This is a genomic window from Geobacillus sp. Y412MC52, from assembly GCF_000174795.2.
Classification (GTDB): Bacteria; Bacillota; Bacilli; order Bacillales; family Anoxybacillaceae; genus Geobacillus; species Geobacillus thermoleovorans.
This window is the reverse complement of record NC_014915.1, coordinates 3,514,715-3,539,100: the sequence shown is the minus strand read 5'-3', so window position 1 is coordinate 3,539,100 and position 24,386 is coordinate 3,514,715. Positions and strand designations below refer to the sequence as shown.

Below are 24,386 nucleotides of genomic sequence, written 5' to 3'. Positions count from 1 at the left end.
AAGGGGTTGCTCGCGATGGGCCATGAATTGCTGCGGCAGCCGAAATGGCGGGTCATCGACCAGTCGCATTTCGGTCCGCTATTTGATGCGAAACAATCGTTTGCCATCGATGATGCATTATGCACCGCGGTTGGTGCGGGACAGTCGGATGCGGTCGTCCGCACGTGGGTGCATGAGAATACCGTCGTCTTAGGCGCCGCTGATACGAAGCTTCCGTACATCGATGAGGCCATTTCGTTTTTGCGCCAGGAAGGGTATCGCGTCGTCGTCCGCAATTCCGGCGGGTTGGCCGTTGTCCTTGACAGCGGGGTGTTGAATATTTCGCTCATTTTTCCGGAAACGAAAAACACGATTGCCATCGAGCAAGGGTATGAGGCGATGTACGCGCTCATGGCCGCCATGCTTGCCTCATACGGCGCCCGCGTTGAGGCGGGGGAAATCGTCGGTTCGTATTGCCCGGGGAGCTATGACTTGAGCATTGGCGGCAAAAAATTTGCCGGCATTTCGCAGCGGCGCGTGCGCGGCGGCGTTGCCGTGCAAATCTACCTTTGCGTCAACGGGAGTGGAGCCGCGCGGGCTGAGCTTATTCGCCGCTTTTATGAGCTCGGCCGCCAAGGAGAGAAAACGAAATTCGCCTACCCCGATGTTGTCCCAGCTGTCATGGCGTCGCTGTCTGAGCTTCTCGGCTGCGAGTTGTCGATCGATGAGCTGCTTGTCGCCCTTTGGCGCACGCTGCAGTCGTTTGGCGGCGAGCTATATTCGTCTGCCCTCGAGAACGGCGAATGGAATTGGTATGAGCAGTATTGGGCGCGCATCGTCGAGCGGAATGAAACGGCGCTCAAGGGCGAGCTCCTAGCAGGAGAATAAGGGGGCGGTCCGCCCGGCGGCAAGAGCCCGCGTTTATCGCCTGACGCCGCCGGCAGGCAAAAAGGATGCTCCGTGTCTCGGCCGCACCGGAGAGAGTGCGATCAAGGCGCAGCCATGGACAGGGCATCCTTATTTTATTTACTCCGCGATTTTTTCCAAGTTGCCGTTCGGGTCCATACGGAAGGTCAGCCCCCGCTCTTCTTCCTCTTTTAACACCATTTTGCGCGCTCGGTTGATGATTTTCACGAGCGTCTCAAAATCTTCTTGGACGGTCGACGAATTTTCTTCTAATTTCGCAACCTTTTCTTCAAGTTCTTTATTTTTTTGCTTTAATTCTTCAATTTCGCGGCGCAGCCGCTCGTTTTCTTTGATCAGCGCCTCCCGTTTCCGCTCATGGGATTGGAACGTTTTTAAAAAAGCGATCACTTGATCCAGCGTCACTTGTTGCGGCGGAGAGGATGGGACGACGGCTGGCAGCTGCATCACATCGCCCAACTCCTCTAATGACGGCATCGGTGGTTCATACAGGCGCCGCTTTTTCGCGCCGCCTTGTTTGGCCAGCAGCCGCAGCCGCTCTTTTCGCTGCTTTTTCGCCAGCTGCAGCGCTTCTTCGTACTGATGGCGGACGACTGCATTCCAGCGAAAGCCACAGGCGGCCGATGTCCGATTCAGCTTGTCGCCGACTTCTTCAAACGCGTTCAGCTGGGTGCTCCCTTCACGCACATGGCGCAATACGGTCTCTGCCAACAATAAATCGTCTTCTTCCGTCCAAGCGTCTTGCCGTTGTTTCATTGTTCTCCACTCCTTTTTCCCATGCTAGTAAAAGGGTGGACCAAAAGGAAAAAAATTATACGTTGCAAGTTTATGGGATTGGCAAATTACAAGGGTGAAAGCATGCCAACTTGCAATTTTCCGGCAAAAGCGGTAGAATACACAAAGCAAACGCTGCGGAAAGGGATGACGAGTGATGGCGAATGAGTTTCGCGTTTGCGACGACTGCAAGGCGCCGAATTTAAAAACATTGATTCCGCGCCTCAAAAAGCTGGATCCGGATGCGGTCATCAAAATCGGCTGCCAGTCGTATTGCGGCCCAGGGCGGAAAAAGACGTTTGCTTTCGTCAACAACCGTCCGGTGGCGGCGCTGACGGAAGACGAACTGATTGATAAAATTGCCGAAAGGTTGAAAAAGCGATAACCGATCACCTTCTTTGCCGAAAGAAGGTGATTTTTTGTTTTTTCCGTCAATAATGGAGAAAGACGGAGAAAAAAGTCAACTATTTCTTTGCCAAAAGAAACGGCGTATAATAGATGTATGTTGGAGACGGAAGAGGAGGATGCGATGTATTCCGGCGGGCAGCTTGACGAAGAAAAAGTGTTTAAAGATCCGGTGCACCGATACATACATGTTCGCGACAAAGTGATTTGGGATTTGATCGGCACAAAAGAATTTCAGCGCCTGCGCCGCATCAAGCAGCTCGGCACGACATATTTGACGTTTCACGGCGCCGAGCACAGCCGGTTTAACCATTCGCTCGGCGTTTACGAAATCATCCGCCGCATCATTGACGACGTGTTTGTCGGCCGCGATCATTGGGATCATAGCGAGCGCCTTCTTTGCCTATGCGCGGCGCTCTTGCACGATTTAGGGCACGGCCCGTTTTCCCATTCATTTGAAAAGGTGTTTCGCCTCGACCACGAAGATTTTACACAGGCAATCATTTTAGGCGATACAGAAGTGAACGCCGCCTTGCGCGAAGTGGGCGACGATTTTCCGCAAAAAGTGGCGGAAGTGATCGCCAAAACGTACCCGAACAAGCTTGTTGTGAGCCTCATTTCGAGCCAAATTGACGCCGACCGGATGGATTATTTGCTGCGCGATGCCTACTACACCGGCGTCAGCTACGGCTATTTTGACATGGAGCGCATTTTGCGCGTCATGCGCCCGCGCGAAGACCAAGTCGTCATCAAACGAAGCGGCATGCATGCGGTCGAGGATTACATCATGAGCCGCTACCAAATGTACTGGCAAGTGTACTTTCATCCCGTGACGCGCAGTGCGGAAGTCATTTTGACGAAAATTTTGCATCGGGCGAAAAAGCTGTATGAAGAGGGGTATCGTTTTCAGACGAAGCCGGTCCACTTTTTGTCGTTTTTTGCAGGCAATGTGTCGCTCGGCGATTACTTGGCGCTGGATGAGGCAGTCATCTTGTTTTACTTCCAGCAATGGCAATACGAACGGGATCCGATTTTAAGCGATCTGTGCCAGCGGTTTGTCCGCCGCCGCCTGTTCAAATATACGGAGTTCCATCCGACGAACGAGCAAATGGAGAAGCTCATTGAGCTGACCGGTTTGTTTAAAAAAGCGGGCATCGACCCGGACTACTACTTGGTCGTCGATTCGTCCTCGGATTTGCCGTATGACTTTTACCGGCCGGGCGAGGAAGGCGAGCGCCTTCCGATTTATTTGTTGATGCCAAACGGGGAGCTTCGCGAGCTGTCGCGCGAATCGGTGCTCGTTGACGCCATTTCCGGGAAACGGCGCACCGACCATAAGCTGTATTTCCCAGCTGATTTCCTGGAAGACTTGTCGACGAAGCGGACAGTGAAGAAAAAGATTATGGAAATTTTAAAGGGTTAGGAGATGACGGAGAGTGCTCACAGAGCATGCGAAAGTAATGAAGGCGTTGGCGGCCGCCGGGGAAATTGCCGGCCGCAAAAAGCTGCAAAAAATGATCTACATCGCGAAAAAGCTCGACTTTCCGTTTTACGAGAAATTCGATTTCCACTTTTACGGCCCGTATTCGGAAGAGCTGACATGCCGCATCGAAGAGCTGTGCGCGCTCGGCTTTTTGCATGAAGTGAAAGAGAAAAAGAGCGGTTATATGCAATATCGCTATACATTGACCGAAGCGGGCGAACAGTTTTTGCGCCATTACGACTGGGACATGCCGGGCTTGGCGGAGTGCATGCAAGCGATGAACGAACAAAATGCCCGTTTTTTGGAACTTGTGTCCACCGTGCTTTATTTTGAACATTTGCCGAAAGACGAAGTGAAAGAGAAAATTGCGGTGTTAAAAAGCAAGCAGCGCTATACGGAAGAAGAAATCGAGGAGGCGTACGCGTACATTGAGGCGCTGCGCAGCCGATGCCACAACAAAGCCCGCGTGTAGGCGGGCGGAAAAAGCTGCTTCAACGTATCATCAGTTGGCCATAGACGAAAAGGGGCTGACCCAAAAGGCCGTCTGTTTTCAGGATAGACACAAAATATAGTGCGAAAGAAGCGGTTAGTGCGTATATATAGAGACGAAAGAGGGTGTCCCGATCCTTTTGGGACACCTTCTTTATTTTTGGTTAATGCGGCAAAAACGCCAGCTGCAAAAAGAACAGCACGGCAAGCACGTACAGCAGCAACGGCACATCGCGCCAGCGGCCGCGGGCGATTTTTAAGAGCGGGTACGAGATGAAGCCGAGCGCGATGCCGGTCGCGATGCTGGAGGTGAGCGGCATGCTTAAGATGATTAAAAAGGCCGGGAACGCTTCGTCCAGTTCGCGCCAATTGATATGGGCGATGGTGCTGATCATCAAGCTTCCGACGATAATGAGCGCCGGGGCGGTGATGGAAGAAAGCCCAGCAACGGCGCCGACGAGCGGGCTGAAAAAGGCCGCGATGACAAACAGTACAGCGACGGTGAGCGCCGTCCAGCCGGTGCGTCCGCCAGCGGCGACACCGGTTGACGACTCGATGTACGCCGATGTCGGGCTTGTGCCAAACATGGCGCCGATGGTCGTCGCGACCGAGTCGGCCAAGAGCGCCTCGCGGGCGCGCGGCAGCGTGTTTCCTTTCATCAGCCCGGCTTGCTGGGCAACGCCGATCATTGTGCCGGTCGTATCAAACAGCGTGACAAGCAAAAAGGAGAAGACGACCGCGTACAAGCTGTGGTTGATGACATCACCAACGGCCGTCAACGGATTGGCGGCGACAAGCCCTTCCGGCAGCGACGGCAGCGAGACGATGCCTTTGTCAAAGTGAAGTTGCCCGGTCGCGTAGGCGATGACGCCGGTCGCGACCATGCCGTAAAAGAGCGCGCCGTTGACGCCGCGCATCATGAGCACGAGCGTCACCGCCAGGCCGATGAGCGTCAACACGGCCGACGGGGCATGCAAGTTGCCAAGCGCGACCAAATTTTGCGGATGGGCTTGGATGATTCCGGTCAGCCGCAGGCCGATAAAGGCGATAAACAGCCCGATGCCGGCGGTGATGCCGTGTTTTAAGCTGTCGGGGATCACTTCGATCAGCTTGCTGCGGAGCGGGGTGAGCGACAGCAACAAAAACAGCAATCCCGCGACAAACACAGCGGAAAACGCGGTTTCGTACGAAATGCCGCCGTGCGAGCCGACGACGGAATAGGCAAAATATGCGTTCAGCCCCATGCCGGGGGCAATGGCGATCGGATAGTTGGCAAAGATGGCCATCCATAGCGTGCCGACGACTGTTGCGATGACGGTTGCCGTAAACGCCTGCTCGAACGGGACGCCGGCATCTGATAAGATGACCGGATTGACGATGATGATGTACACCATGGTGAAAAAAGTCGTCAGGCCAGCGAGAAACTCTGTTTTGCGATTGCTGGCATGGTGCGGAAGACGAATCATAGGCAACCTCCTAAAGGCGAACAATATGAAAGACAACTATAATAATATTCGTTTTTATTCCAAAAAGCAACGGGGACGCCCGATGGCGCCCCCCGTTTGTTACTCCGCATCGCTCAGCCGTTTTCCGGCGATCGCATAATGGTCTTTCGTCATTTCTTCAATGAATACGACAACGCTCTCCCGTTTCGCCCCTGTCGTCTCGACGACGGCGTCGGTCACTTTTTCCACCAGCGCTTTCTTTTGCTCATCCGTGCGGCCGGCGAGCATTTTGATCGTGACATACGGCATCATCATTCCCCCATTTCCTTGTCGAGTGCTGTCGCGCTTATTATACCATGGAACCGTGAAGTTCAGTCCACTTTTGGCGGTAAATCATGTATACTAAGGATAGTGAATACAGGGGAAAAGGAGTTAATCAAGTGGAACACATTTTGCCGTATTCGTTAAGCGAAATTCCGTACGTGCTCTTGACGCTGGCGCTGGCGTTTTCCGTGCATGAGTTCGCTCATGCCTACGTCGCCTACAAGTTCGGCGATCCGACGGCGAAAAACCAAGGGCGGTTGACTCTGTCACCGTTTGCCCATTTGGATTTGCTTGGCACCCTGCTTATTTTTCTCGCTGGGTTTGGCTGGGCGCGCCCGGTGCCAGTCAATCGCTTTTATTTCAAAAATCCGCGCCTTGCCGGCATTCTCGTGTCGGTTGCCGGACCGCTGAGCAACCTCGTGCTTGCCGCGCTTGGATTTGTCATTTGGTACGCGATGATCGATTTCGGCATCATGCGGGCGCTGCCGGATTGGTTTGCGGCCGGGTTTGATCTGTTTTTCCAAATTTTTATCAGCTTGAACGCTGTCTTGTTTGTGTTTAATTTATTGCCGTTTCCGCCGCTTGATGGGTATCGTATTATTGAAGACTTGGCCCCGGATGGGCTGCGGGCGAAAATGACGCAATGGGAAAACTACGGGGCGCTCATTTTTCTTATCCTTGTGCTCACGCCGCTTGACCGATATACGATTGAGCCGGTGTTTCAAGTGGCGCTGCCGTTTGTATTGGAAAATTTGCAGTCGTTGGTCGCCAATTTGTTTATGTAAGGAAGGAGGAACAAGCGGAATGGAGCAAAAAAAGAAAAAAAACATCGGCTTTAATATCATCAAAGACGATCCGACCGACGGGCACCGCGGCTTTGGCGCCGGGGCGTTGAGCCTAGAAAACGTTTCGCCGGTCATCATTGACGTCGAAGCGGGCGAAGCGTTCGTCGATATGGGGGCGATGCATGCCCGCAGCGCCGTTGAGCGCGGCATCAAGTTTTTGCCGGACCGTTCCGCCGTGCCAAACGGCAAGCCGTATTGGATCGTCTGGGTGACGATCGAGCGCCGTGAAGACGGCCCGTATTACGCCGGGGTGACGGCGTGCGAAATGACGATCGACCGTGAGGCGCGCCGCGGCTATAAGTTATTGCCGGAACATGTGAACCGGCTCGATAAATCGCTAAAGCGGCACATTATTGTCGATCATATGGACGCGAAATCAAAACGGGTGCTCGCCGACTTTTTGAAAGGACATGACATCGGGATGTGGAACCGTTCGAGCGATGAACTGAAAAAAGGGCTCGAAGGCGAATTGTGACGGTTTTGTGAACATGTTTGCTCAAGGGCTTGTTCTCGTTTGGAAAAAAGGATAAACTAAATCTACATGTATAACACAGGAAAACTAGGACAAGAAAATCCCCTGCGGGCAAACGCAGGGGATTTTCTTGTTTAAAACCATGGGAACCATTTCTCGAACCAGCTTTTTCCGTCTTCTTTTTTCTTCTTTTTCTTTTCCAAATGGTCGGTGCAATAGTCGGTCGGTTCTGTACCGATGAGATAGTACGTTTTTCGTTTCACCGGACAGGAGTCGGTGGCCAGCTTGCCGTTTTGCGGGTCGATGTAGACGCCGATGACGCCTTTGGTCGGTTTGAACGATTTTTTCGGTTCGCCGGCGAGGCTTTGTTCCATAAAGTGAACCCATATTTGTTTGGCATATTGCCTTTCCGCAGGACGATCCATCGTTTCCTCGCGGTCGTAGCCGGTCCAGACGCCGGCGACAAGTTGCGGGGCGAACCCGATCATCCAACTGTCCGTTTTCGTCGTTCCCGACTTGCCGGCGTACGGACGCGTGATGTCATCGATGATTGACTGCCCGGTGACGGTTGTATAGCCGTTTAACTTCGGGTCGAACATCCCGGTCATTAAATGGGTCGTCACAAACGCCGCGTCGCGGTCGAGCACTTGCCGGCTCTCCGGCTTATGTTCATACAGCACGTTTCCGTTTGCATCCACGACTTTTTGAATAAACACCGGTTCGGTTTGTTTGCCGTAGTTGGCCAGCGTGCTGTACGCGGCCACCATGTCGATCACTTTCACGGGCGAGGTGCCGAGCGCCAATGACGGCACTGCTTTCAATCTGCTTGTAATGCCAAGCGCTTTCGCTGTTTCGACGAGTTTGTCGGCGCCGATGAACTGGAGCGTTTTCACCGCAAAGACGTTGTCGGATACAGCGAGCGCCTGAGCGAGCGTGATCGGGCCATTGGCATAGTAGTCATTGTAATTATGGGGGGTGTACGACGATCGGCCGCCGTTAAACGTAAATGTCGTCAGCTCGCTGCGCAGTTGGGTCGATGGGGTGAATCCTTGCTCGATCGCCGCGTAATACAAAAACGGCTTAAATGTCGACCCTGGCTGGCGTTCCGCCTGCACGGCCCGGTTGAACGGGCTCTCTTCGTAGTTGCGTCCGCCGACGAGCGCCTTTACTTCCCCGGTGCGTGGATCCATCGCCACAAGCGCTGCTTGAATGGCGGAGTGCGGATCGATGATGCGACGGATTTGCTCTTCGGCAATCCGCTGCAGGCGCCGATCCAGCGTCGTATAGACGCGCAGCCCCCCGAGCTCGATCGTCCGCTCATCCAGGCCGAGTTTGATGCGCAGCTGCTGTTTGACGACATCTTGAAAATACGGAGCGATCGGCTGCTCTTGTTCGTGGTGGCGGACGTAGACGAGCTTGTCGCGGTACGCCTGCTCCGCTTCTTGGCGGCTGATGTAGCCGGCTTCCACCATGGAGGTAAGCACGATTTTTTGCCGCGCTTTCGCCCGCTGTTCATTGACAAACGGCGAGTAGTAATACGGCCCTTTCGGAATGCCGGCGAGCATCGCTGCCTCGCTGAGCGTCAGCTCGCTCGCGTGCTTGCCGAAATAGTAGCGGGCTGCCGCCTCAATCCCGTAGACCCCATGGCCGTAGTAAATCGTGTTTAAATAGCCTTCCAAAATTTGATCTTTGCTGTAGTTGGCTTCAAGCCGGATGGTGTACAACGCTTCCTGGATTTTTCGCGACCACGTTTTTTCATGCGTCAAAAACAAGTTGCGTGCATATTGCTGAGTGATCGTGCTCGCCCCTTCGACTTTTGCCATCGCTTCTACATTCGCAATGATGGCGGCGGCGATTCGCTTCAAATCAAACCCGTGATGTTCGTAAAACTTCCGGTCTTCAACGGCGATCGTCGCTTCGATGACGTGCGGGGACATGTCTTTGAGCCGAACCCAATAGCGTTTTTGCCCATGGTCGCTTTCCCCGATTTTGCTGCCGTCAGCGGCATAAAAAATCGTCGTCTGCGGCACGGCGACCGGCGGGGCGCCTTCGATTTTCGCGAACAACACAAAGCTCCCGAGAGCGGCGAAGGCAAAGATGGCGAGAAAAAAGCCGATAAAGACGGCGGCGCGCACATATTTCCACGTGCCGCGAAAACGGCTGCCCGGGATCGGTTCCATTGCGCATCACCTCAACGGTTTTGGCGTTGTTTTAGACATGCGGGCGGACGCCCGGCTGAATGCGCCGCCTTGCTTTTGTCAAGGCTTCGCCAGCGAGGTTTTCCGCTTTTTCTTACCAGTATGAAAAAAAATTTTTTATTTTAAACTTGTTCCTCTTGCATTTTTGCTAGATTGCTCTATACTTTTTCATGTTTAGTTTTTCGTTGGCTAAGGAAAACTTGTATAGTAAGCAACGCTCGGAGAAAGGATGTTACCGATGGAACTTTGGTTTACCGAAAAGCAAACGGAGCATTTTGGCATCACCGCACGCATCATCCGCACTTTACATACAGAACAGACGCCGTTCCAAAAACTTGATATGGTCGAAACGGCGGAGTTTGGCAACATGCTTTTGCTCGACGGCATGGTCATGACAACGCAAAAAGACGAGTTCGTCTATCATGAAATGGTCGCCCACGTGCCGTTGTTCACCCACCCCAATCCGGAAAACGTGCTTGTCGTCGGCGGCGGCGACGGCGGCGTCATTCGTGAAGTGCTGAAGCACCCAAGCGTCAAAAAAGCGACGCTTGTCGAAATTGACGGCAAAGTGATCGAGTGCTCGAAAACCTACTTGCCGGAGATTGCCGGCAAACTCGATGATCCGCGCGTCGAAGTGAAAGTCGATGACGGGTTTATGCATATCGCCAAAAGCGAAAACGAGTATGACGTCATTATGGTTGACTCAACCGAACCGGTCGGCCCAGCGGTCAACTTGTTCACAAAAGGGTTTTACGCCGGCATCGCCAACGCGTTGAAGGAAGACGGCATTTTCGTCGCCCAAACGGACAATCCGTGGTTTAAAGCGGATTTGATCCGCAAGGTTTATCGCGACGTGAAGGAAATTTTCCCGATCACCCGTTTGTATACGGCGAACATTCCGACATATCCGAGCGGGCTCTGGACGTTTACGCTCGGCTCGAAAAAATACGACCCGCTCGCTGTGAGCGACGACCGGTTCCATGACATTGAGACGAAATATTACACGAAAGAATTGCACAAAGCGTGTTTCGTCTTGCCGAAATTTGTCGCGGATTTAACGAAGTAAGGGGGCGCAGGCGATGCGATTTGATGAAGCCTATTCGGGCAACGTGTTTATCGGCAGCCATCCGAATTTTGAAGAAAGCGAAGCCGTCATTTACGGGATGCCGATGGACTGGACGGTCAGCTACCGGCCTGGCTCGCGGTTTGGCCCGGCCCGCATCCGCGAAGTGTCAATCGGGCTTGAGGAGTACAGCCCATATTTGGACCGCGAACTCAAAGACATCCGCTACTTTGACGCTGGGGACATTCCGCTGCCATTTGGCAATGCGGCCCGCAGTTTGGAGCTGATTGAACAGTTCGTGAAAAAGGTGCTTGACGCCGGCAAATTTCCGCTCGGCCTTGGCGGAGAGCATCTTGTCTCCTGGCCGGTCATGAAAGCGGTGTATGAATACTACCCGGATTTGGCCGTCATTCATATGGATGCGCACACGGACTTGCGCGAACATTACGAAGGCGAGCCGCTGTCGCACGCGACGCCAATCCGCAAGGTCGCTGACCTGATCGGCCCGACGAATGTCTTTTCGTTCGGCATCCGATCCGGCATGAAGGAAGAGTTCGAATGGGCGAAAGAAAACGGCATGTACATCGCCAAGTTTGAGGTGCTTGAACCGCTCCGCTCCGTGTTGCCGAAGCTCGCTGGCCGTCCGGTGTATGTGACGATTGACATCGATGTGCTTGATCCTGCTCATGCCCCAGGCACTGGGACGGTCGATGCCGGCGGCATTACGTCAAAAGAGCTGCTTTCGGCCATTCACGAGATCGCCCGCTCCAACGTGCGAGTCGTTGGCGCCGATTTGGTGGAAGTCGCACCGATTTACGACCATTCCGAACAAACGGCCAATACGGCGAGCAAGCTTGTGAGAGAAATGCTGCTTGGCTGGGTGGCGAAGTGAAAAATGAGAAAAAGCGCCTAAATCGCAAGTTTGCGAGGGCGCTTTTTTCTTTGGTGGGACAAAAGATGCAGGAATATGAGCGTACGGAGCGTAATAATGTGTAATATATTTACAGAAAAAGGAGAGGGGGAATGAAGATGGGCGTGAAGCTGATCAAAATTTCCGTTGTGTACTTTGTCATTGGCGTCTGTATTGGGCTTGGCATGTCGATGACCCATTCGTTTGCGCTGACCCCGGTCCATGTCCATATCAACTTGCTTGGCTGGACGGCCTTGACGCTTGCTGGCATCATCTATCATTTATTTCCACAAGCGGCGGCGACGAAATGGGCGAAAGTGCATTTCTGGCTGCACAATATCGGCCTGCCGGTCATGATGATCGGTCTTGTTTTCGTCGTTTACGGCAACGAAGCGTTCGTGCCGGTGACAGCGATTGGCGGGGTGCTCGTCGTGATAGGTGTCATTCTTTTTTCTATTAACGTGTTAAAAAATGTTCGGGCGTCATCATAAAATACCGATGGAACAAAGAGGGTGTCCCAAAAGGATCGGGACACCTTTTCTTATTACCGTATGTAGGCATAAAACAATCATTAAGATAACGATATGTTGTGTTTTGTTTAAGGAAAAACAACCTTTTGGGTCAGCCCCTTTTTTGCCCACTGGAGCGGAAATCTGCCATCGGGTTTGTCCCCTCTTGAATGGAGCGGAACAGTTCATTATACTATAAATTATGACTGTTTGTTCGCAAAGGTGTGTTCATCGATATGAAGGAAACAAACGGCATCCCGGCGCGCCTCCGCCAAGTGGCTGTCATTCGCGACGGTCCGCGCCAAGAGACGGTTGTGCTTGAGGCGGATGGCATGTATTACATAAAAGGGGAAACCGTTTATTTGCAGTTTGCCGAAGAAAACGAACTCGGGCGGGTGAACAACATTGTGAAAATCGCGCCTGACGAGGTGACCGTCCTTCGTTCCGGAGCGGTCGAGATGCGGCAAACGTTCCGCCGCCGCCAAGAAACATCGGGCCATTATGGGACGGTGTTTGGACGATGGGCGCTGGCGGCCAAAACGAGCTCCATGGAGTTTCACTATGATGAGCGGCGGAAAAAGGGGCGGCTCTTTCTTTCCTATGAACTGATGCTAGGCGATGAGCGAAGCGGGCGCCATACGTTGACGTTGACATTTAAGGGGGTATAAGCGGTGAACATTGTCGGACAAATCAAGGAAAAGATGAAAGAAGAAATCCGCCAGGCGGCGGTAAGAGCAGGGCTGGCTTCGGCCGACGAGCTGCCGGATGTGTTGCTTGAGGTGCCGCGCGACAAGGCGCATGGCGACTACTCGACGAACATCGCCATGCAGCTCGCCCGCATCGCGAAAAAACCGCCGCGGGCGATCGCCGAAGCCATCGTCGGGCAGCTTGACCGCGAACGCATGTCGGTCGCCCGCATCGAGATCGCCGGGCCAGGGTTTATTAACTTTTACATGGACAACCGCTATTTGACGGCGGTCGTGCCGGCGATTTTGCAGGCGGGACAAGCGTATGGCGAATCGAACGTCGGCAACGGGGAAAAAGTGCAAGTCGAGTTCGTCTCGGCCAATCCAACCGGAGACCTGCATTTAGGCCATGCCCGCGGCGCGGCGGTCGGCGATTCGCTTTGCAACATTTTGGCGAAAGCCGGGTTTGACGTGACGCGTGAATACTATATTAATGACGCCGGCAAGCAAATTTACAATTTAGCGAAATCGGTCGAAGCCCGTTATTTTCAGGCGCTCGGTGTCGATATGCCGTTGCCGGAGGACGGCTATTACGGCGACGATATCGTCGAAATCGGCAAAAAGCTTGCCGAAGAGTACGGCGACCGGTTTGTCGAAATGGAGGAAGAGGAGAGGCTTGCCTTTTTCCGCGACTATGGGCTCCGCTATGAGCTTGAAAAAATCAAAAAAGACTTGGCCGACTTCCGTGTGCCGTTTGACGTCTGGTATTCGGAAACATCGCTCTATGAAAGCGGAAAAATCGACGAAGCGCTTTCCACTTTGCGCGAGCGCGGCTACATTTACGAGCAGGACGGGGCGACATGGTTCCGTTCGACGGCGTTTGGGGACGACAAAGACCGCGTCTTAATTAAGCAGGACGGCACATATACGTACTTGCTTCCGGACATCGCCTACCATCAAGACAAGCTGCGGCGCGGGTTCAAAAAGCTCATCAACATTTGGGGAGCGGACCACCACGGCTACATTCCGCGCATGAAGGCGGCGATCGCTGCGCTCGGTTATGATCCGGAGGCGCTTGAAGTGGAAATCATTCAAATGGTGAACCTATACCAAAACGGTGAGCGCGTCAAAATGAGCAAGCGCACCGGCAAGGCGGTGACGATGCGCGAGCTCATGGAAGAAGTCGGCGTCGATGCCGTCCGCTATTTCTTTGCGATGCGCTCGGGCGATACGCATTTGGATTTTGACATGGACTTGGCCGTGTCGCAGTCGAATGAAAACCCGGTTTACTACGTCCAATACGCGCACGCCCGCGTTTCGAGCATTCTTCGCCAAGCGGAGGAACAACACATTTCCTATGACGGCGACTTAGCGCTTCACCATCTTGTGGAAACGGAAAAGGAAATCGAGCTGCTCAAAGTGCTCGGCGATTTCCCCGATGTCGTCGCCGAGGCGGCGCTCAAGCGGATGCCGCATCGCGTCACCGCCTATGCATTCGATTTGGCTTCCGCGCTCCATAGCTTTTATAACGCGGAAAAAGTGCTTGATCTGGACAACATCGAAAAAACAAAAGCCCGCCTCGCGCTTGTCAAGGCGGTGCAAATTACGCTGCAAAATGCGTTAGCGCTCATTGGCGTTTCAGCGCCGGAACAAATGTAAACGAACGAGGGGGAGCGACTGCTCCCTCTTTTGTTTGGGCATTCTAAAGAAAAACAGTGGTGGAGGATCAACAAATGAAAGAAGTTGTACTATCGCTCATCACCGGCATCGTTGTCGGCTTTTTGTTCACCTTGCTTCGGTTGCCGATTCCCGCTCCCCCGGCGTTGGCCGGCATCGCCGGCATCGTCGGGGTGTATCTCGGCATGCGGTTGTTTCAATGGTTCACGGTGTTTTGGAAGTAAGCACTTGCATGATCAAACGGGGAACAAAACCCGGTTGGCGCAATTTTGGCAGCATCAAGCCGCCGGAAGCGCCGGCCGGGTTTTTTGCTTCTTCTGTTGTTTGGGAGGGAAATGGAACTTCGGACCGGTCAAAGCCAGGCGGAGATGAGCTGGGAAATCGACTGTTTGCCGCGGTCAAGAAGCGAACGTTTTTGCCAAAAGTCGACCGTCAGCGGCTCGGCGCGCAACAAATCGCGCTCGATCGCCCGTTTGACGAGGCGGGTAAACCCGCGGTCAAACACATAGCAGTTGATTTCGCCGTTCAAAAACAAGCTGCGCCGATCGAAATTGGCTGTGCCGACGTCGCACCACTCCTCATCGATGACGAGCGTTTTGGCATGGTAAAATCCTTGGTAAAAGCGGTAAATGCGCGCGCCGGCTTTCAAGAGTCGATAAAAGTACGGATAGGCAGCCTCTTTGACAAATAAATGGTCCGCCTTCAGCGGCACAAGGACGGTCACACGCACCCCGCGCCGAAGCGCTTGCATCAGCTCGTTAAACAGCGGCCGGCTTGGGATGAAGTATGGGCTGCCGATCATAATTTCTTTTTTCGCCTGGCGGATGACCTCGATAAACTGTTCTTCAAGGGCAGCGCCGTTGGTGGCGACGAGCTGATGGCGAATGGCGCCGGCCGGAAGCGGCGGGAAGTAGCGATGTTTGTCAGGCACCGTCCGGCCCGTTGCTTCTTCCCAGTCGTGCAAAAACTGTTCTTGCAAGTCGTGAACCCCTTCGCCGTTCACTTTTAAGTGGTAATCGCGCCATTCGCCGAAGTTGGCGTCTTTTCCGTTGTATTCGCGGCCGATGTTAAAGCCGCCGATGTAGCCGACCCGCCCGTCGATGACCGTAATTTTCCGATGGTTGCGGCGGTTGAGGCGGTAAATGAAAAACGGAAAGCGCGGCTTTCGGGCATAGGCGAACTCCACCCCGCTTTCCTCGAGCGAACGGATGAGCGCTTTCGGCAGTCCAAAGCTGCCGACCCAATCGGTCAACACTCGCACTTTCACGCCGGCAGCTGCTTTTTCCTTTAAAATCTGGAAAAATGGCGCGCTCGTTTCGTCATTTTTGATAATGTAAAACAAGACGTGAATATGATCGCGGGCGCGGCCTAGTTCAGCGAAGTAATCAGAAAATAAATGCCTGCCGTTGATATAGAGGGAAATATCGCTTCTCCGCTCCGGGTAGACGACTGTTTTGCGCCCATTGCGGAAGATGAACTGTCCAAGCTTGTCATCAAGATAAACGAGCAGCAATACGATGGCAATGACGGAAATGACGACCATATCTTCTCCTCCTATGTCGATTCGGTATTTATTAATGTGCCCGAGAACGCGCAAAACGTTTCAAATTGCATCTACCGTGAACATACCCAAACTCCAAATGAATAAAATTTCCATATTGATGAATTTTTTTCGTCATGGGAGTCTATAGAGGGCTGAACAAATCGATGATTCCCCCGCGATCGCTCCGTTGCAAAGGGAAAGTTTTCGCGGCTGGGATGAAAAAAGGCTATTGACTGAATGCTCATTCATTTGTACAATAGACATAAAGCGAATTCTGAAAATTTCTTTTGTTATGGCAACACATTCGCTCGAAAAACGGGGGAAGGGGAGAGAAGATGAATGCCTTGTTGGTGGTGAACTGGCTCGCGTTTTTGCTTGTAACCGCTTACGCAATTTACTTGTTTGCATATGTCGTAAAAACGCGGGCGATGTACATCAAACTCGGCAAAAAAGTCGAGTTTGACCGCAAAGTAAAAGAGCGGCTGCGAAACATCTGGGTCAACGTGTTCGGCCAGAAAAAGCTGCTCAAGGACAAAAAAAGCGGACTGATCCACGTCGTCTTTTTCTATGGCTTTATTCTCGTCCAATTTGGCGCGATTGATTTCATCATCAAAGGGCTTGCGCCGGGGGCGCATTTGCCGCTTGGGCCGCTGTATGCGGGATTTACGTTTTTCCAAGAAATCGTCACTTTGCTTATTTTGATCGCGGTGCTCGCCGCCTTTTACCGCCGTTACATTGAAAAGCTCGTCCGTTTAAAGCGCGACTTGAAAGCTGGGCTTGTCCTCATCTTCATCGCCGGGCTCATGCTGTCGGTGTTGTTCGGCAACGGGATGAGCATCATTTGGCACGGCGAAGAAGCGACATGGAGCGAGCCGGTCGCCTCGCTCATTGCTGCCGCGTTTTCCTGGGTCGGCGAAACGGGGGCTGCGGTGCTCTTCTTTATCGCCTGGTGGGTGCATCTGTTGATTTTGCTCACGTTCCTCGTGTACGTGCCGCAATCAAAGCACGCCCATTTGATCGCTGCGCCGATCAACGTCTTTTTCAGCCGGCTGACGCGGCCGAAGCTTGCGCCGATCCATTTTGAAGACGAAAGCCAAGAATCGTTTGGCGTCGGCAAAATTGAGGATTTCACGCAAAAGCAGTTGATCGACTTGTACGCCTGTGTCGAGTGCGGCCGCTGCACAAGCATGTGTCCGGCGACCGGCACGGGGAAAATGTTGTCGCCGATGGATTTGATTTTAAAATTGCGCGACCATTTGACGGAAAAAGGGGCGGTCGTCACGTCGCGCGCGCCGTGGGTGCCCGCGTTCGCTTTCAAACATACAAGGGGCAATCAGCTCGCGTTCGCCGCGGCGTCGGAGCAGGCGGCGACGATCGAAATGCCAAGCTTAATCGGCGATGTCATCACCGAAGAAGAGATTTGGGCCTGTACGACGTGCCGCAACTGTGAGGACCAATGCCCGGTCATGAATGAGCATGTCGATAAAATCATCGACTTGCGCCGCTATCTTGTCCTGACGGAAGGACGGATGAACCCGGACGCGCAGCGGGCGATGACGAACATCGAACGCCAAGGCAATCCGTGGGGCTTGAACCGAAAAGAGCGGGAGAACTGGCGCGAGCTGCGCGATGATGTGCATGTGCCGACCGTCAAAGAGGCGGCGAAAGCGGGAGAGGAAATCGAGTACTTGTTCTGGGTCGGCTCGATGGGGTCGTATGACAGCCGGAGCCAAAAAATCGCCCTTGCGTTTGCCAAGCTGTTGAATGAAGCAGGCGTCAAGTTCGCGATTTTAGGCAACAAGGAGAAAAACTCGGGCGATACGCCGCGCCGGTTAGGAAATGAGTTTTTGTTCCAAGAATTAGCGACGAACAACATCGCGGAATTTGAAAAAGCGGGCGTCAAGAAAATCGTGACGATCGACCCGCACGCTTACAATACGTTCAAAAATGAGTACCCGGATTTTGGGTTCGAGGCCGAAGTGTATCATCATACCGAGCTGCTCGCCAAGCTCATCGAAGAAGGGCGGCTCGTGCCGAAACATCCGGTGAATGAACGCATTACGTTCCATGACTCGTGCTATTTAGGACGCTACAATGACGTCTATGACGCGCCGCGGAAAATTTTGCGCGCTATCCCGGGCGTCGAGCTTGTCGAAATGGAGCGCAACCGCGAACGCGCCATGTGTTGCGGCGCCGGCGGCGGCCTCATGTGGATGGAGGAGACGACCGGCAACCGGATCAACGTCGCCCGCACTGAGCAAGCGCTCGCTGTCAATCCGACGGTCATCAGCTCCGGCTGTCCGTACTGTTTGACGATGTTGTCAGACGGCACGAAGGCCAAGGAAGTGGAAGACCGCGTCTTTACGTACGATGTCGCTGAATTGTTGGCGAAATCGGTGTTTGGCGAGGAAAAAGAAGAAGCGGCATCATAAAAATAGTTGCATAGATAATTTCTATTTTTTAAAATAGTGAATATAGTAGAAGAGGGGTGTACCGTTGTACACCTTCTCTTTCACACCGCGATCGAGCGAGCGTTCAGTCTGTGTTTTGTAATCGCTTTCTTATCCGATGAAAAGGGGAGAGGAATATGGGAAAAACAGTGATTGTCAGCGGGGCGCGCACCCCGTTTGGAAAATTCGGCGGTTCTTTGCAAGCGCTGTCAGCGTCAGAACTCGGCGGCATTGCCGTGAAAGAAGCGCTTGCCCGCGCGGACGTGAGCGCGGAACAAGTCGATCATGTCATTTTAGGCACCGTCTTGCAAGGCGGACAAGGACAGCTCCCATCGCGGCAGGCGATGCGCCATGCCGGCATTCCGTGGCATGTTCGCACCGAGACGGTCAATAAAGTATGCGCATCGGGCATGCGCGCCGTGACGCTCGCGGATCAGCTCATCCGCTTAGGCGACGCCGATGTCGTTGTCGCGGGCGGGATGGAATCGATGAGCAACGCCCCGTACGTGCTGCCGAAAGCGCGCTGGGGGTTGCGAATGGGCGACAGCACGGTGAAGGATTTAATGGTGTATGATGGCTTGACATGCAGTTTTACCGGCGTCCATATGGGCGTTTATGGCGGGAATACAGCGCGTGAACTTGGCATTACACGCGAGGCGCAGGATGAGTGGGCGTACCGCAGCCATATGCGAGCCATTGCCGCCATCGAAGCCGGTCGGCTCGCGGAAGAGATCGTTCCGGTGACGATTCCGCAGCGCAAAGGAGAGCCGCTTGTCGTCGAACACGACGAGGCGCCGCGCAAAGACACGTCGCTTGAAGCGTTGGCGAAACTGCCGCCGGTGTTTGACCCGGAAGGAACGATCACTGCCGGCAACGCCCCGGGCGTCAACGACGGCGCCGCGGCGCTCGTCTTGATGAGCGAGGAGCGCGCCGCCCGCGAGGGGCTTGAGCCGCTCGCGACTGTTGTCGCCCACACCGCCATCGCCGTTGAGGCGAAAGATTTCCCAAAAACGCCGGGACTTGTCATCAACGAGCTGCTCCGCAAAACGGGAAAAACGGTCGACGACATTGCCTTGTTCGAAATAAACGAAGCGTTTGCCGCTGTTGCTCTTGCTGCTATCCAAATCGCCGGCCTTGACCCGGAAAAAGTGAACGTCAACGGCGGCGCTGTCGCCCTCGGCCACCCGATCGGCGCGAGCGGCGCACGCATCATCCTCACGCTCATTTATGAGCTGAAACGCCGCGGCGGCGGACTCGGCATCGCCGCCATCTGCAGCGGCGGCGGCCAAGGCGACGCCATCTTGGTCGAGGTATAACGAGCGGGGCGCGGCGGGCAAGCGGCATGCCGCCGTCGCCTTCCAGTGTTGCGCCAAGGCATAGGATGCGGCGTGTGACCGTCTGCCTCAAGCGTTGCGTCATGAGGCATCGCGCCATGGTGCGGCATGCCGCCGCTGTCTCTGTCGCAGCGCGCGGCACGTTGCTCATTGCCGCAACAGCCGCGGCATCAACGGTTGACAGCAGGGGTTGTTGTGATGACGATGCAAAGACCGGTTGCCGTTGGCTGCTGGCGGCAGTGAGGCATATGAGTTTGAGCGCGGAACAGGAAACGCAAAGCGGACGATAGGGGGAACAGAAGATGGATGTGAAAACAATCATGGTCGTCGGCGCCGGACAGATGGGGTCAGGAATCGCTCAAGTGTGCGCCGTCGCCGGCTATCAAGTGTTTTTGTACGACATTAGCGAAGCGCAGTTGGACAAAGGAATCGCCAACATCGAAAAAGGGCTCGCCCGCCAAGTGGAAAAAGGGAAAATGACAGCGGCGGACAAAGACGCAGCGCTCGCGCGGCTTGCCCGCTCGACCGACTTGCATGCCGCCGCCAAAGCGGATCTTGTCATTGAAGCGGTCGTCGAAAACATGGACGTGAAAACAAAGCTGTTCGCCGAGCTCGATGCGCTCGCCCGCCCGGAGACGATTTTAGCGTCGAACACGTCGTCGCTGCCGATTACGGAAATCGCCGCCGCGACGAAACGGCCAGAGAAAGTGATCGGCATGCACTTTATGAACCCGGTGCCGGTGATGAAGCTCGTCGAAATTATCCGCGGATTGGCGACGGCTGATGACGTGTATGAAACGATCGAAGCCGTTGCCCGCAAGCTCGGCAAAGTGCCGGTCGAAGTGAACGACTTTCCGGGCTTTATTTCGAACCGCGTCCTCATGCCGATGATCAACGAAGCGATTTACGCCTTGTACGAAGGGGTGGCGACCAAAGAAGCCATCGATGAAGTGATGAAGCTCGGCATGAACCATCCGATGGGTCCGCTGACGCTCGCTGATTTTATCGGGCTCGATACGTGCTTATACATTATGGAAACGCTTCATGAGGGGTTCGGCGATGACAAATACCGCCCATGCCCGCTCTTGCGCAAATATGTGAAAGCCGGCTGGCTCGGCCGCAAGACGGGCCGCGGATTTTACACGTATGAATAAACCGCTTGGCGTCGCTCCAGGACAACGCCGAAGCGCGCCGCAATGTGCGTGGGGCGGCGCCCGCTATGCTGTCCGCCGACCGTAACGCCGCACGTTAGGTGCATGCGGGAACGCTGTTTTACAGCCTATAAGGCAAATCTATAGAATCGTTCAGCTGCCTGCTGGCTGCCCCATGGAGCGGAGGAGCGCCTGAAAACACCATTGTGTCAGCGACATCGGAAGGAGGCCATTTCATGGAATTTCGCTTCACCGAAGAGCAGGAAATGATGCGGCAAATGGTGCGCGAGTTCGCCGCGGCGGAGATCGCCCCATTTGTCGAGCGCATGGAACAAGGGGAGTTTCCGCGCCCGATTTTAGCGAAAATGGCCGAACTCGGCCTAATGGGCATCACTGTCCCGGAGCAATATGGCGGCGCGGGTATGGACTTTGTGTCGTACATCATCGCCATTCATGAAATTTCTAAAGTGAGCCCGACCGTCGGTGTCATCTTATCAGTGCACACCTCGGTCGGCACGAATCCGATCTTGTATTTCGGCACCGAAGAGCAGAAACAAAAATACGTGACAAAGCTCGCCCGAGGTGAGTACTTGGGGGCGTTTTGCCTTACTGAACCGAGCGCCGGCTCGGATGCGAAAAGCTTGAAGACGAAAGCGGTGCGCCGTGGAGATCGTTATGTGCTAAACGGCTCAAAAATATTCATCACCAACGGCGGGGAGGCAGATACGTACATCGTCTTCGCCCGCACGAATCCGGAAGAAGCCGGAAGCCGCGGCATTTCCGCGTTCATTGTGGAAAAAGGGACGCCAGGGATGTCGATTGGCAAAGATGAGAAGAAGATGGGGCTGCACGGGTCGCGGACGGTGACCATTACGTTTGAAGACGCCGAAGTGCCGGCGGAAAACTTGCTCGGTCAGGAAGGGGAAGGATTTAAAATCGCGATGGCCAACCTTGACGTCGGTCGGATCGGCATCGCCGCCCAAGCGCTCGGCATCGCGGAGGCGGCAGTCGAACATGCCGTCGCCTACGCGAAAGAGCGGGTGCAGTTTGGCAAACCGATCATCGAGCAGCAAGGCGTCGCTTTCAAGCTTGCCGATATGGCGACGGCGGCGGAAGCGGCGAAATGGCTCGTCTATCGCGCCGCTTGGCTGCGCGCGCAAGGGCTGCCGTGCGGAAAAGAGGCGTCGATGGCGAAGCTCTTCGCTTCACAAACAGCGATGGACAATGCCATCGAGGCGGTGCAAATTTTCGGCGGCAACGGCTACACGAAAGACTACCCGGTCGAGCGGCTGTTCCGTGACGCGAAAATTACGCAAATTTACGAAGGAACGAGCGAAATTCAGCGCATCGTCATCAGCAAACATTTGTAGCCAGGCATGTTGATGAACCAATCCAAACCAGATGAGAAGGCTCTGTTCCTAGCTTTTCTGCCGTAGTCGGCAAGCCGTCGGGTCTTCGGAAGGCTGAACAACGCCGCTTTCAGGGATGGAGGCATAAACACGGGGCTCTGTCATTTGCTGCGTTTTGTTGTGCAGCCGGAGCGATCCTATTCTCTTTTCCCAACAACGATTCGTTGTCTGTTTTTGGAAAACGGTGATCACGCTGGCACGGGGGACGAGGATTTCGGATATATAGGAAAACGGGGGAATGAAACGATGAACTTTCGATTGAGCGAAGAACATGAAATGCTGCGAAAAATGGTGCGCGAATTTGCCGAAAATGAGGTAGCGCCGACTGCCGCTGAGCGCGACGAAGAAGAGCGGTTTGACCGCGGCATTTTCAACAAAATGGCGGAACTCGGTTTAACAGGCATTCCGTGGCCGGAAGAATACGGCGGCATTGGCAGCGATTATTTGGCCTATGTCATTGCCGTTGAGGAGCTGTCGCGCGTCTGCGCCTCGACCGGGGTGACGCTTTCCGCGCATATATCGCTCGCCAGCTGGCCGATTTACAAGTTCGGCAACGAAGAACAAAAGCAGAAGTATTTGCGCGCCTTAGCGACTGGGGAAAAACTAGGGGCATATGCTCTGTCCGAGCCGGGGGCGGGGTCGGATGTCGCCTCGATGAAAACGCGTGCGGTAAAAGACGGGGACCACTACATTTTAAACGGCTCGAAAGTATGGATCACCAACGGCGGCGAAGCGGAAATTTACGTCGTATTTGCCGTCACCGATCCGGAAAAGCGGCATAAAGGGATCAGCGCCTTTATCGTGGAAAAAGGAACGCCGGGCTTTTCGTTCGGCAAAAAGGAAAAGAAACTCGGCATTCGTTCGTCGCCGACGACGGAGCTCATTTTTGAAGACTGCCGCATTCCGAAAGAAAACTTGCTCGGTCAAGAAGGAGAAGGGTTTAAAATCGCCATGATGACGCTCGATGGCGGCCGCAACGGCATCGCCGCCCAAGCGGTCGGCATTGCCCAGGGCGCGCTGGATGCGGCGGTGGACTATGCGAAACAGCGCGTCCAGTTCGGCAAACCGATCATCGAGCAGCAAGGGGTCGCTTTCAAGCTCGCTGACATGGCGACGGCCATTGAAGCGGCGCGGCTCTTGACCTATCAAGCGGCATGGTTGGAGTCGAATGGCTTGCCGTACGGCAAAGCATCCGCCATGGCGAAACTGTTTGCCGGCGACACGGCGATGAAAGTGACGGTCGAGGCGGTGCAAATTTTCGGCGGCAACGGCTACACGAAGGACTACCCGGTCGAGCGGTTTATGCGCGACGCGAAGATTACGCAAATTTACGAAGGAACGCAAGAAATCCAACGCCTTGTCATTTCGCGCATGTTGACACGCAATTAAACATTGCGTGTCCACTCATTCGTGTTGACACGCAATTAAACATTGCGTGTCCACTCATTCGTGTTGACACGCAATTAAACATTGCGTGTCCACTCATTCGTGTTGACACGCAATTAAACATTGCGCGTCAACTCATTCGTGTTAGCGCGCGATTGAAACATTGTGCGTCATTTCAATGGTTTTGGATCTGAACGGCGGCTTGGCGCTTTGGGGAAGGGCGCACGGATAGGCATGGGGCGGGGCGGCGCCCCGCCGTCAAATGGGAATGGGGGAGAGACAACGAACATGAAAAAACGGGAAGTGATTGCATCGGTCAAAGACGAAAAGCTCGTGAAAAAACGGCGCAATGAGATGATTAAAGGCGCGATTTCCTTGTTTAAACAAAAAGGTTTCCACCAAACGACGACAAGGGAGATCGCCAAAGCGTCCGGCTTCAGCATCGGCACGTTGTACGAGTACATCCGCAAGAAAGAAGACGTCCTCTATCTCGTGTGCGACCGCATTTACGACGAAGTGCGGGAGCGGACGGAACAAGACCTCGGTGCCCACCATGGCACGATCGAAGGGCTGAGGCGCGCCATTGCCCACTATTTCCGCGTTGTTGATGAACTCGATGATGAAGTGCTCGTCATGTATCAAGAAGTGAAAGCGCTAAGCAAAGAATCGCTGCCGTATGTGTTGAATAAAGAACTCGATATGGCGGCGATTTTCGAACATATTTTGCGCGCATGCGTTGAGAACGGGGCGCTGCAGCTTTCTGAAAGCGAAATCCGCCTGTTTGCCCACAACATCGTCGTTCTTGGGCAAATGTGGGCGTTCCGCCGTTGGGTGCTGCGGAAAATGTATACACTCGATGAATATATCGAACTGCAAACCGAGTTTTTATTAAAGGGGATTATGGAGAAACAGCGAGTCTAAAAGGGGGAG

Annotated in this window: 24 protein-coding genes; 19 read left to right on the top strand and 5 right to left on the bottom strand. The window is 54.1% G+C overall.

Annotation, left to right across the window (positions count from 1 at the left end):
* The first annotated feature begins 15 nt into the window (after positions 1-15).
* Complete coding sequence (locus GYMC52_RS17495; protein WP_013146647.1) at positions 16-867, top strand: lipoate--protein ligase family protein; 852 nt, start codon at positions 16-18, stop codon at positions 865-867.
* A 138-nt stretch (positions 868-1,005) separates the two neighbouring features.
* Here the strand turns inward: GYMC52_RS17495 and GYMC52_RS17490 are convergent, their stop codons facing one another.
* Complete coding sequence (locus GYMC52_RS17490) at positions 1,006-1,659, bottom strand: RsfA family transcriptional regulator (protein ID WP_013524830.1); 654 nt, start codon at positions 1,657-1,659, stop codon at positions 1,006-1,008.
* A 175-nt stretch (positions 1,660-1,834) separates the two neighbouring features.
* Here GYMC52_RS17490 and GYMC52_RS17485 point away from each other — a divergent pair, with 175 nt between their 5' ends.
* From GYMC52_RS17485 to GYMC52_RS17475, 3 genes are all read left to right on the top strand, one after another.
* Positions 1,835-2,062 (top strand): DUF1450 domain-containing protein, encoded by a 228-nt coding sequence (locus GYMC52_RS17485; RefSeq protein WP_011232879.1) that lies wholly within the window; start codon positions 1,835-1,837, stop codon positions 2,060-2,062.
* Positions 2,063-2,206: 144 nt separating this feature from the next.
* Positions 2,207-3,505 (top strand): HD domain-containing protein, encoded by a 1,299-nt coding sequence (locus GYMC52_RS17480; RefSeq protein ID WP_013524829.1) that lies wholly within the window; start codon positions 2,207-2,209, stop codon positions 3,503-3,505.
* Positions 3,506-3,518: 13 nt separating this feature from the next.
* Positions 3,519-4,037, top strand: coding sequence for a YwgA family protein (locus GYMC52_RS17475; RefSeq protein ID WP_013146644.1), 519 nt, complete (start codon positions 3,519-3,521; stop codon positions 4,035-4,037).
* A 181-nt stretch (positions 4,038-4,218) separates the two neighbouring features.
* On the opposite strand, the gene GYMC52_RS17470 is transcribed toward GYMC52_RS17475, so the two are convergent.
* Together GYMC52_RS17470 and GYMC52_RS17465 are read right to left on the bottom strand one after the other, a co-directional pair.
* On the bottom strand, positions 4,219-5,520 hold the full coding sequence (locus GYMC52_RS17470) for an NCS2 family permease (protein ID WP_013524828.1): 1,302 nt from the start codon (positions 5,518-5,520) through the stop codon (positions 4,219-4,221).
* A gap of 99 nt (positions 5,521-5,619) precedes the next feature.
* A complete protein-coding gene (locus GYMC52_RS17465) occupies positions 5,620-5,808 on the bottom strand; it encodes a 2-hydroxymuconate tautomerase (RefSeq protein ID WP_011232876.1) in 189 nt (62 codons plus the stop codon).
* Between the two features lie 131 nt (positions 5,809-5,939).
* On the opposite strand from GYMC52_RS17465, the gene GYMC52_RS17460 reads away from it, so the two are divergent.
* Together GYMC52_RS17460 and GYMC52_RS17455 are read left to right on the top strand one after the other, a co-directional pair.
* Complete coding sequence (locus GYMC52_RS17460; protein ID WP_013524826.1) at positions 5,940-6,608, top strand: site-2 protease family protein; 669 nt, start codon at positions 5,940-5,942, stop codon at positions 6,606-6,608.
* A 19-nt stretch (positions 6,609-6,627) separates the two neighbouring features.
* Positions 6,628-7,143, top strand: coding sequence for a YwhD family protein (locus GYMC52_RS17455; RefSeq protein WP_013524825.1), 516 nt, complete (start codon positions 6,628-6,630; stop codon positions 7,141-7,143).
* 131 nt (positions 7,144-7,274) lie between these two features.
* Here the strand turns inward: GYMC52_RS17455 and GYMC52_RS17450 are convergent, their stop codons facing one another.
* A complete protein-coding gene (locus GYMC52_RS17450; protein WP_013524824.1) occupies positions 7,275-9,320 on the bottom strand; it encodes a transglycosylase domain-containing protein in 2,046 nt (681 codons plus the stop codon).
* Positions 9,321-9,576: 256 nt separating this feature from the next.
* On the opposite strand from GYMC52_RS17450, the gene speE reads away from it, so the two are divergent.
* The 6 genes from speE (at position 9,577) to GYMC52_RS17420 (ending at position 14,407) form a co-directional block, all read left to right on the top strand.
* Positions 9,577-10,404 (top strand): polyamine aminopropyltransferase, encoded by an 828-nt coding sequence (gene speE / locus GYMC52_RS17445; RefSeq protein WP_041468616.1) that lies wholly within the window; start codon positions 9,577-9,579, stop codon positions 10,402-10,404.
* Positions 10,405-10,417: 13 nt separating this feature from the next.
* Positions 10,418-11,293 carry an agmatinase gene (speB, locus tag GYMC52_RS17440; RefSeq protein ID WP_013524823.1) on the top strand — a complete coding sequence of 292 codons (876 nt, stop codon included), beginning with the start codon at positions 10,418-10,420 and terminating at the stop codon, positions 11,291-11,293.
* Between the two features lie 131 nt (positions 11,294-11,424).
* Positions 11,425-11,802 (top strand): hypothetical protein, encoded by a 378-nt coding sequence (locus tag GYMC52_RS17435; RefSeq protein ID WP_013524822.1) that lies wholly within the window; start codon positions 11,425-11,427, stop codon positions 11,800-11,802.
* Positions 11,803-12,056: 254 nt separating this feature from the next.
* Positions 12,057-12,488, top strand: coding sequence for a DUF1934 domain-containing protein (locus GYMC52_RS17430; RefSeq protein WP_013146635.1), 432 nt, complete (start codon positions 12,057-12,059; stop codon positions 12,486-12,488).
* Between the two features lie 3 nt (positions 12,489-12,491).
* Complete coding sequence (argS, locus tag GYMC52_RS17425) at positions 12,492-14,165, top strand: arginine--tRNA ligase (RefSeq protein ID WP_011232868.1); 1,674 nt, start codon at positions 12,492-12,494, stop codon at positions 14,163-14,165.
* 74 nt (positions 14,166-14,239) lie between these two features.
* Positions 14,240-14,407, top strand: coding sequence for a XapX domain-containing protein (locus GYMC52_RS17420; RefSeq protein ID WP_013146634.1), 168 nt, complete (start codon positions 14,240-14,242; stop codon positions 14,405-14,407).
* Positions 14,408-14,535: 128 nt separating this feature from the next.
* On the opposite strand, the gene cls is transcribed toward GYMC52_RS17420, so the two are convergent.
* Entirely contained in the window at positions 14,536-15,726 is a 1,191-nt protein-coding gene (gene cls, locus GYMC52_RS17415) for a cardiolipin synthase (RefSeq protein ID WP_013524821.1), read from the bottom strand.
* Positions 15,727-16,061: 335 nt separating this feature from the next.
* Between cls and GYMC52_RS17410 the strand changes: the two genes are divergently transcribed.
* The 7 genes from GYMC52_RS17410 (at position 16,062) to GYMC52_RS17385 (ending at position 24,377) form a co-directional block, all read left to right on the top strand.
* Positions 16,062-18,158: a heterodisulfide reductase-related iron-sulfur binding cluster gene (locus tag GYMC52_RS17410; RefSeq protein WP_013524820.1), complete on the top strand. Its 2,097-nt coding sequence runs from the start codon at positions 16,062-16,064 to the stop codon at positions 18,156-18,158.
* Between the two features lie 155 nt (positions 18,159-18,313).
* Complete coding sequence (locus GYMC52_RS17405; RefSeq protein ID WP_013524819.1) at positions 18,314-19,492, top strand: acetyl-CoA C-acetyltransferase; 1,179 nt, start codon at positions 18,314-18,316, stop codon at positions 19,490-19,492.
* A gap of 116 nt (positions 19,493-19,608) precedes the next feature.
* Positions 19,609-19,800: a hypothetical protein gene (locus GYMC52_RS19045; RefSeq protein WP_080997802.1), complete on the top strand. Its 192-nt coding sequence runs from the start codon at positions 19,609-19,611 to the stop codon at positions 19,798-19,800.
* A gap of 12 nt (positions 19,801-19,812) precedes the next feature.
* Positions 19,813-20,664, top strand: a complete 852-nt coding sequence (locus GYMC52_RS17400; protein WP_013146630.1) for a 3-hydroxybutyryl-CoA dehydrogenase — start codon at positions 19,813-19,815, stop codon at positions 20,662-20,664.
* Positions 20,665-20,897: 233 nt separating this feature from the next.
* Entirely contained in the window at positions 20,898-22,031 is a 1,134-nt protein-coding gene (locus GYMC52_RS17395; RefSeq protein WP_011232861.1) for an acyl-CoA dehydrogenase, read from the top strand.
* A gap of 285 nt (positions 22,032-22,316) precedes the next feature.
* Positions 22,317-23,459, top strand: a complete 1,143-nt coding sequence (locus GYMC52_RS17390; protein ID WP_011232860.1) for an acyl-CoA dehydrogenase — start codon at positions 22,317-22,319, stop codon at positions 23,457-23,459.
* A 285-nt stretch (positions 23,460-23,744) separates the two neighbouring features.
* Positions 23,745-24,377, top strand: a complete 633-nt coding sequence (locus tag GYMC52_RS17385; RefSeq protein ID WP_013146628.1) for a TetR/AcrR family transcriptional regulator — start codon at positions 23,745-23,747, stop codon at positions 24,375-24,377.
* The last annotated feature ends 9 nt before the right edge of the window (positions 24,378-24,386 follow it).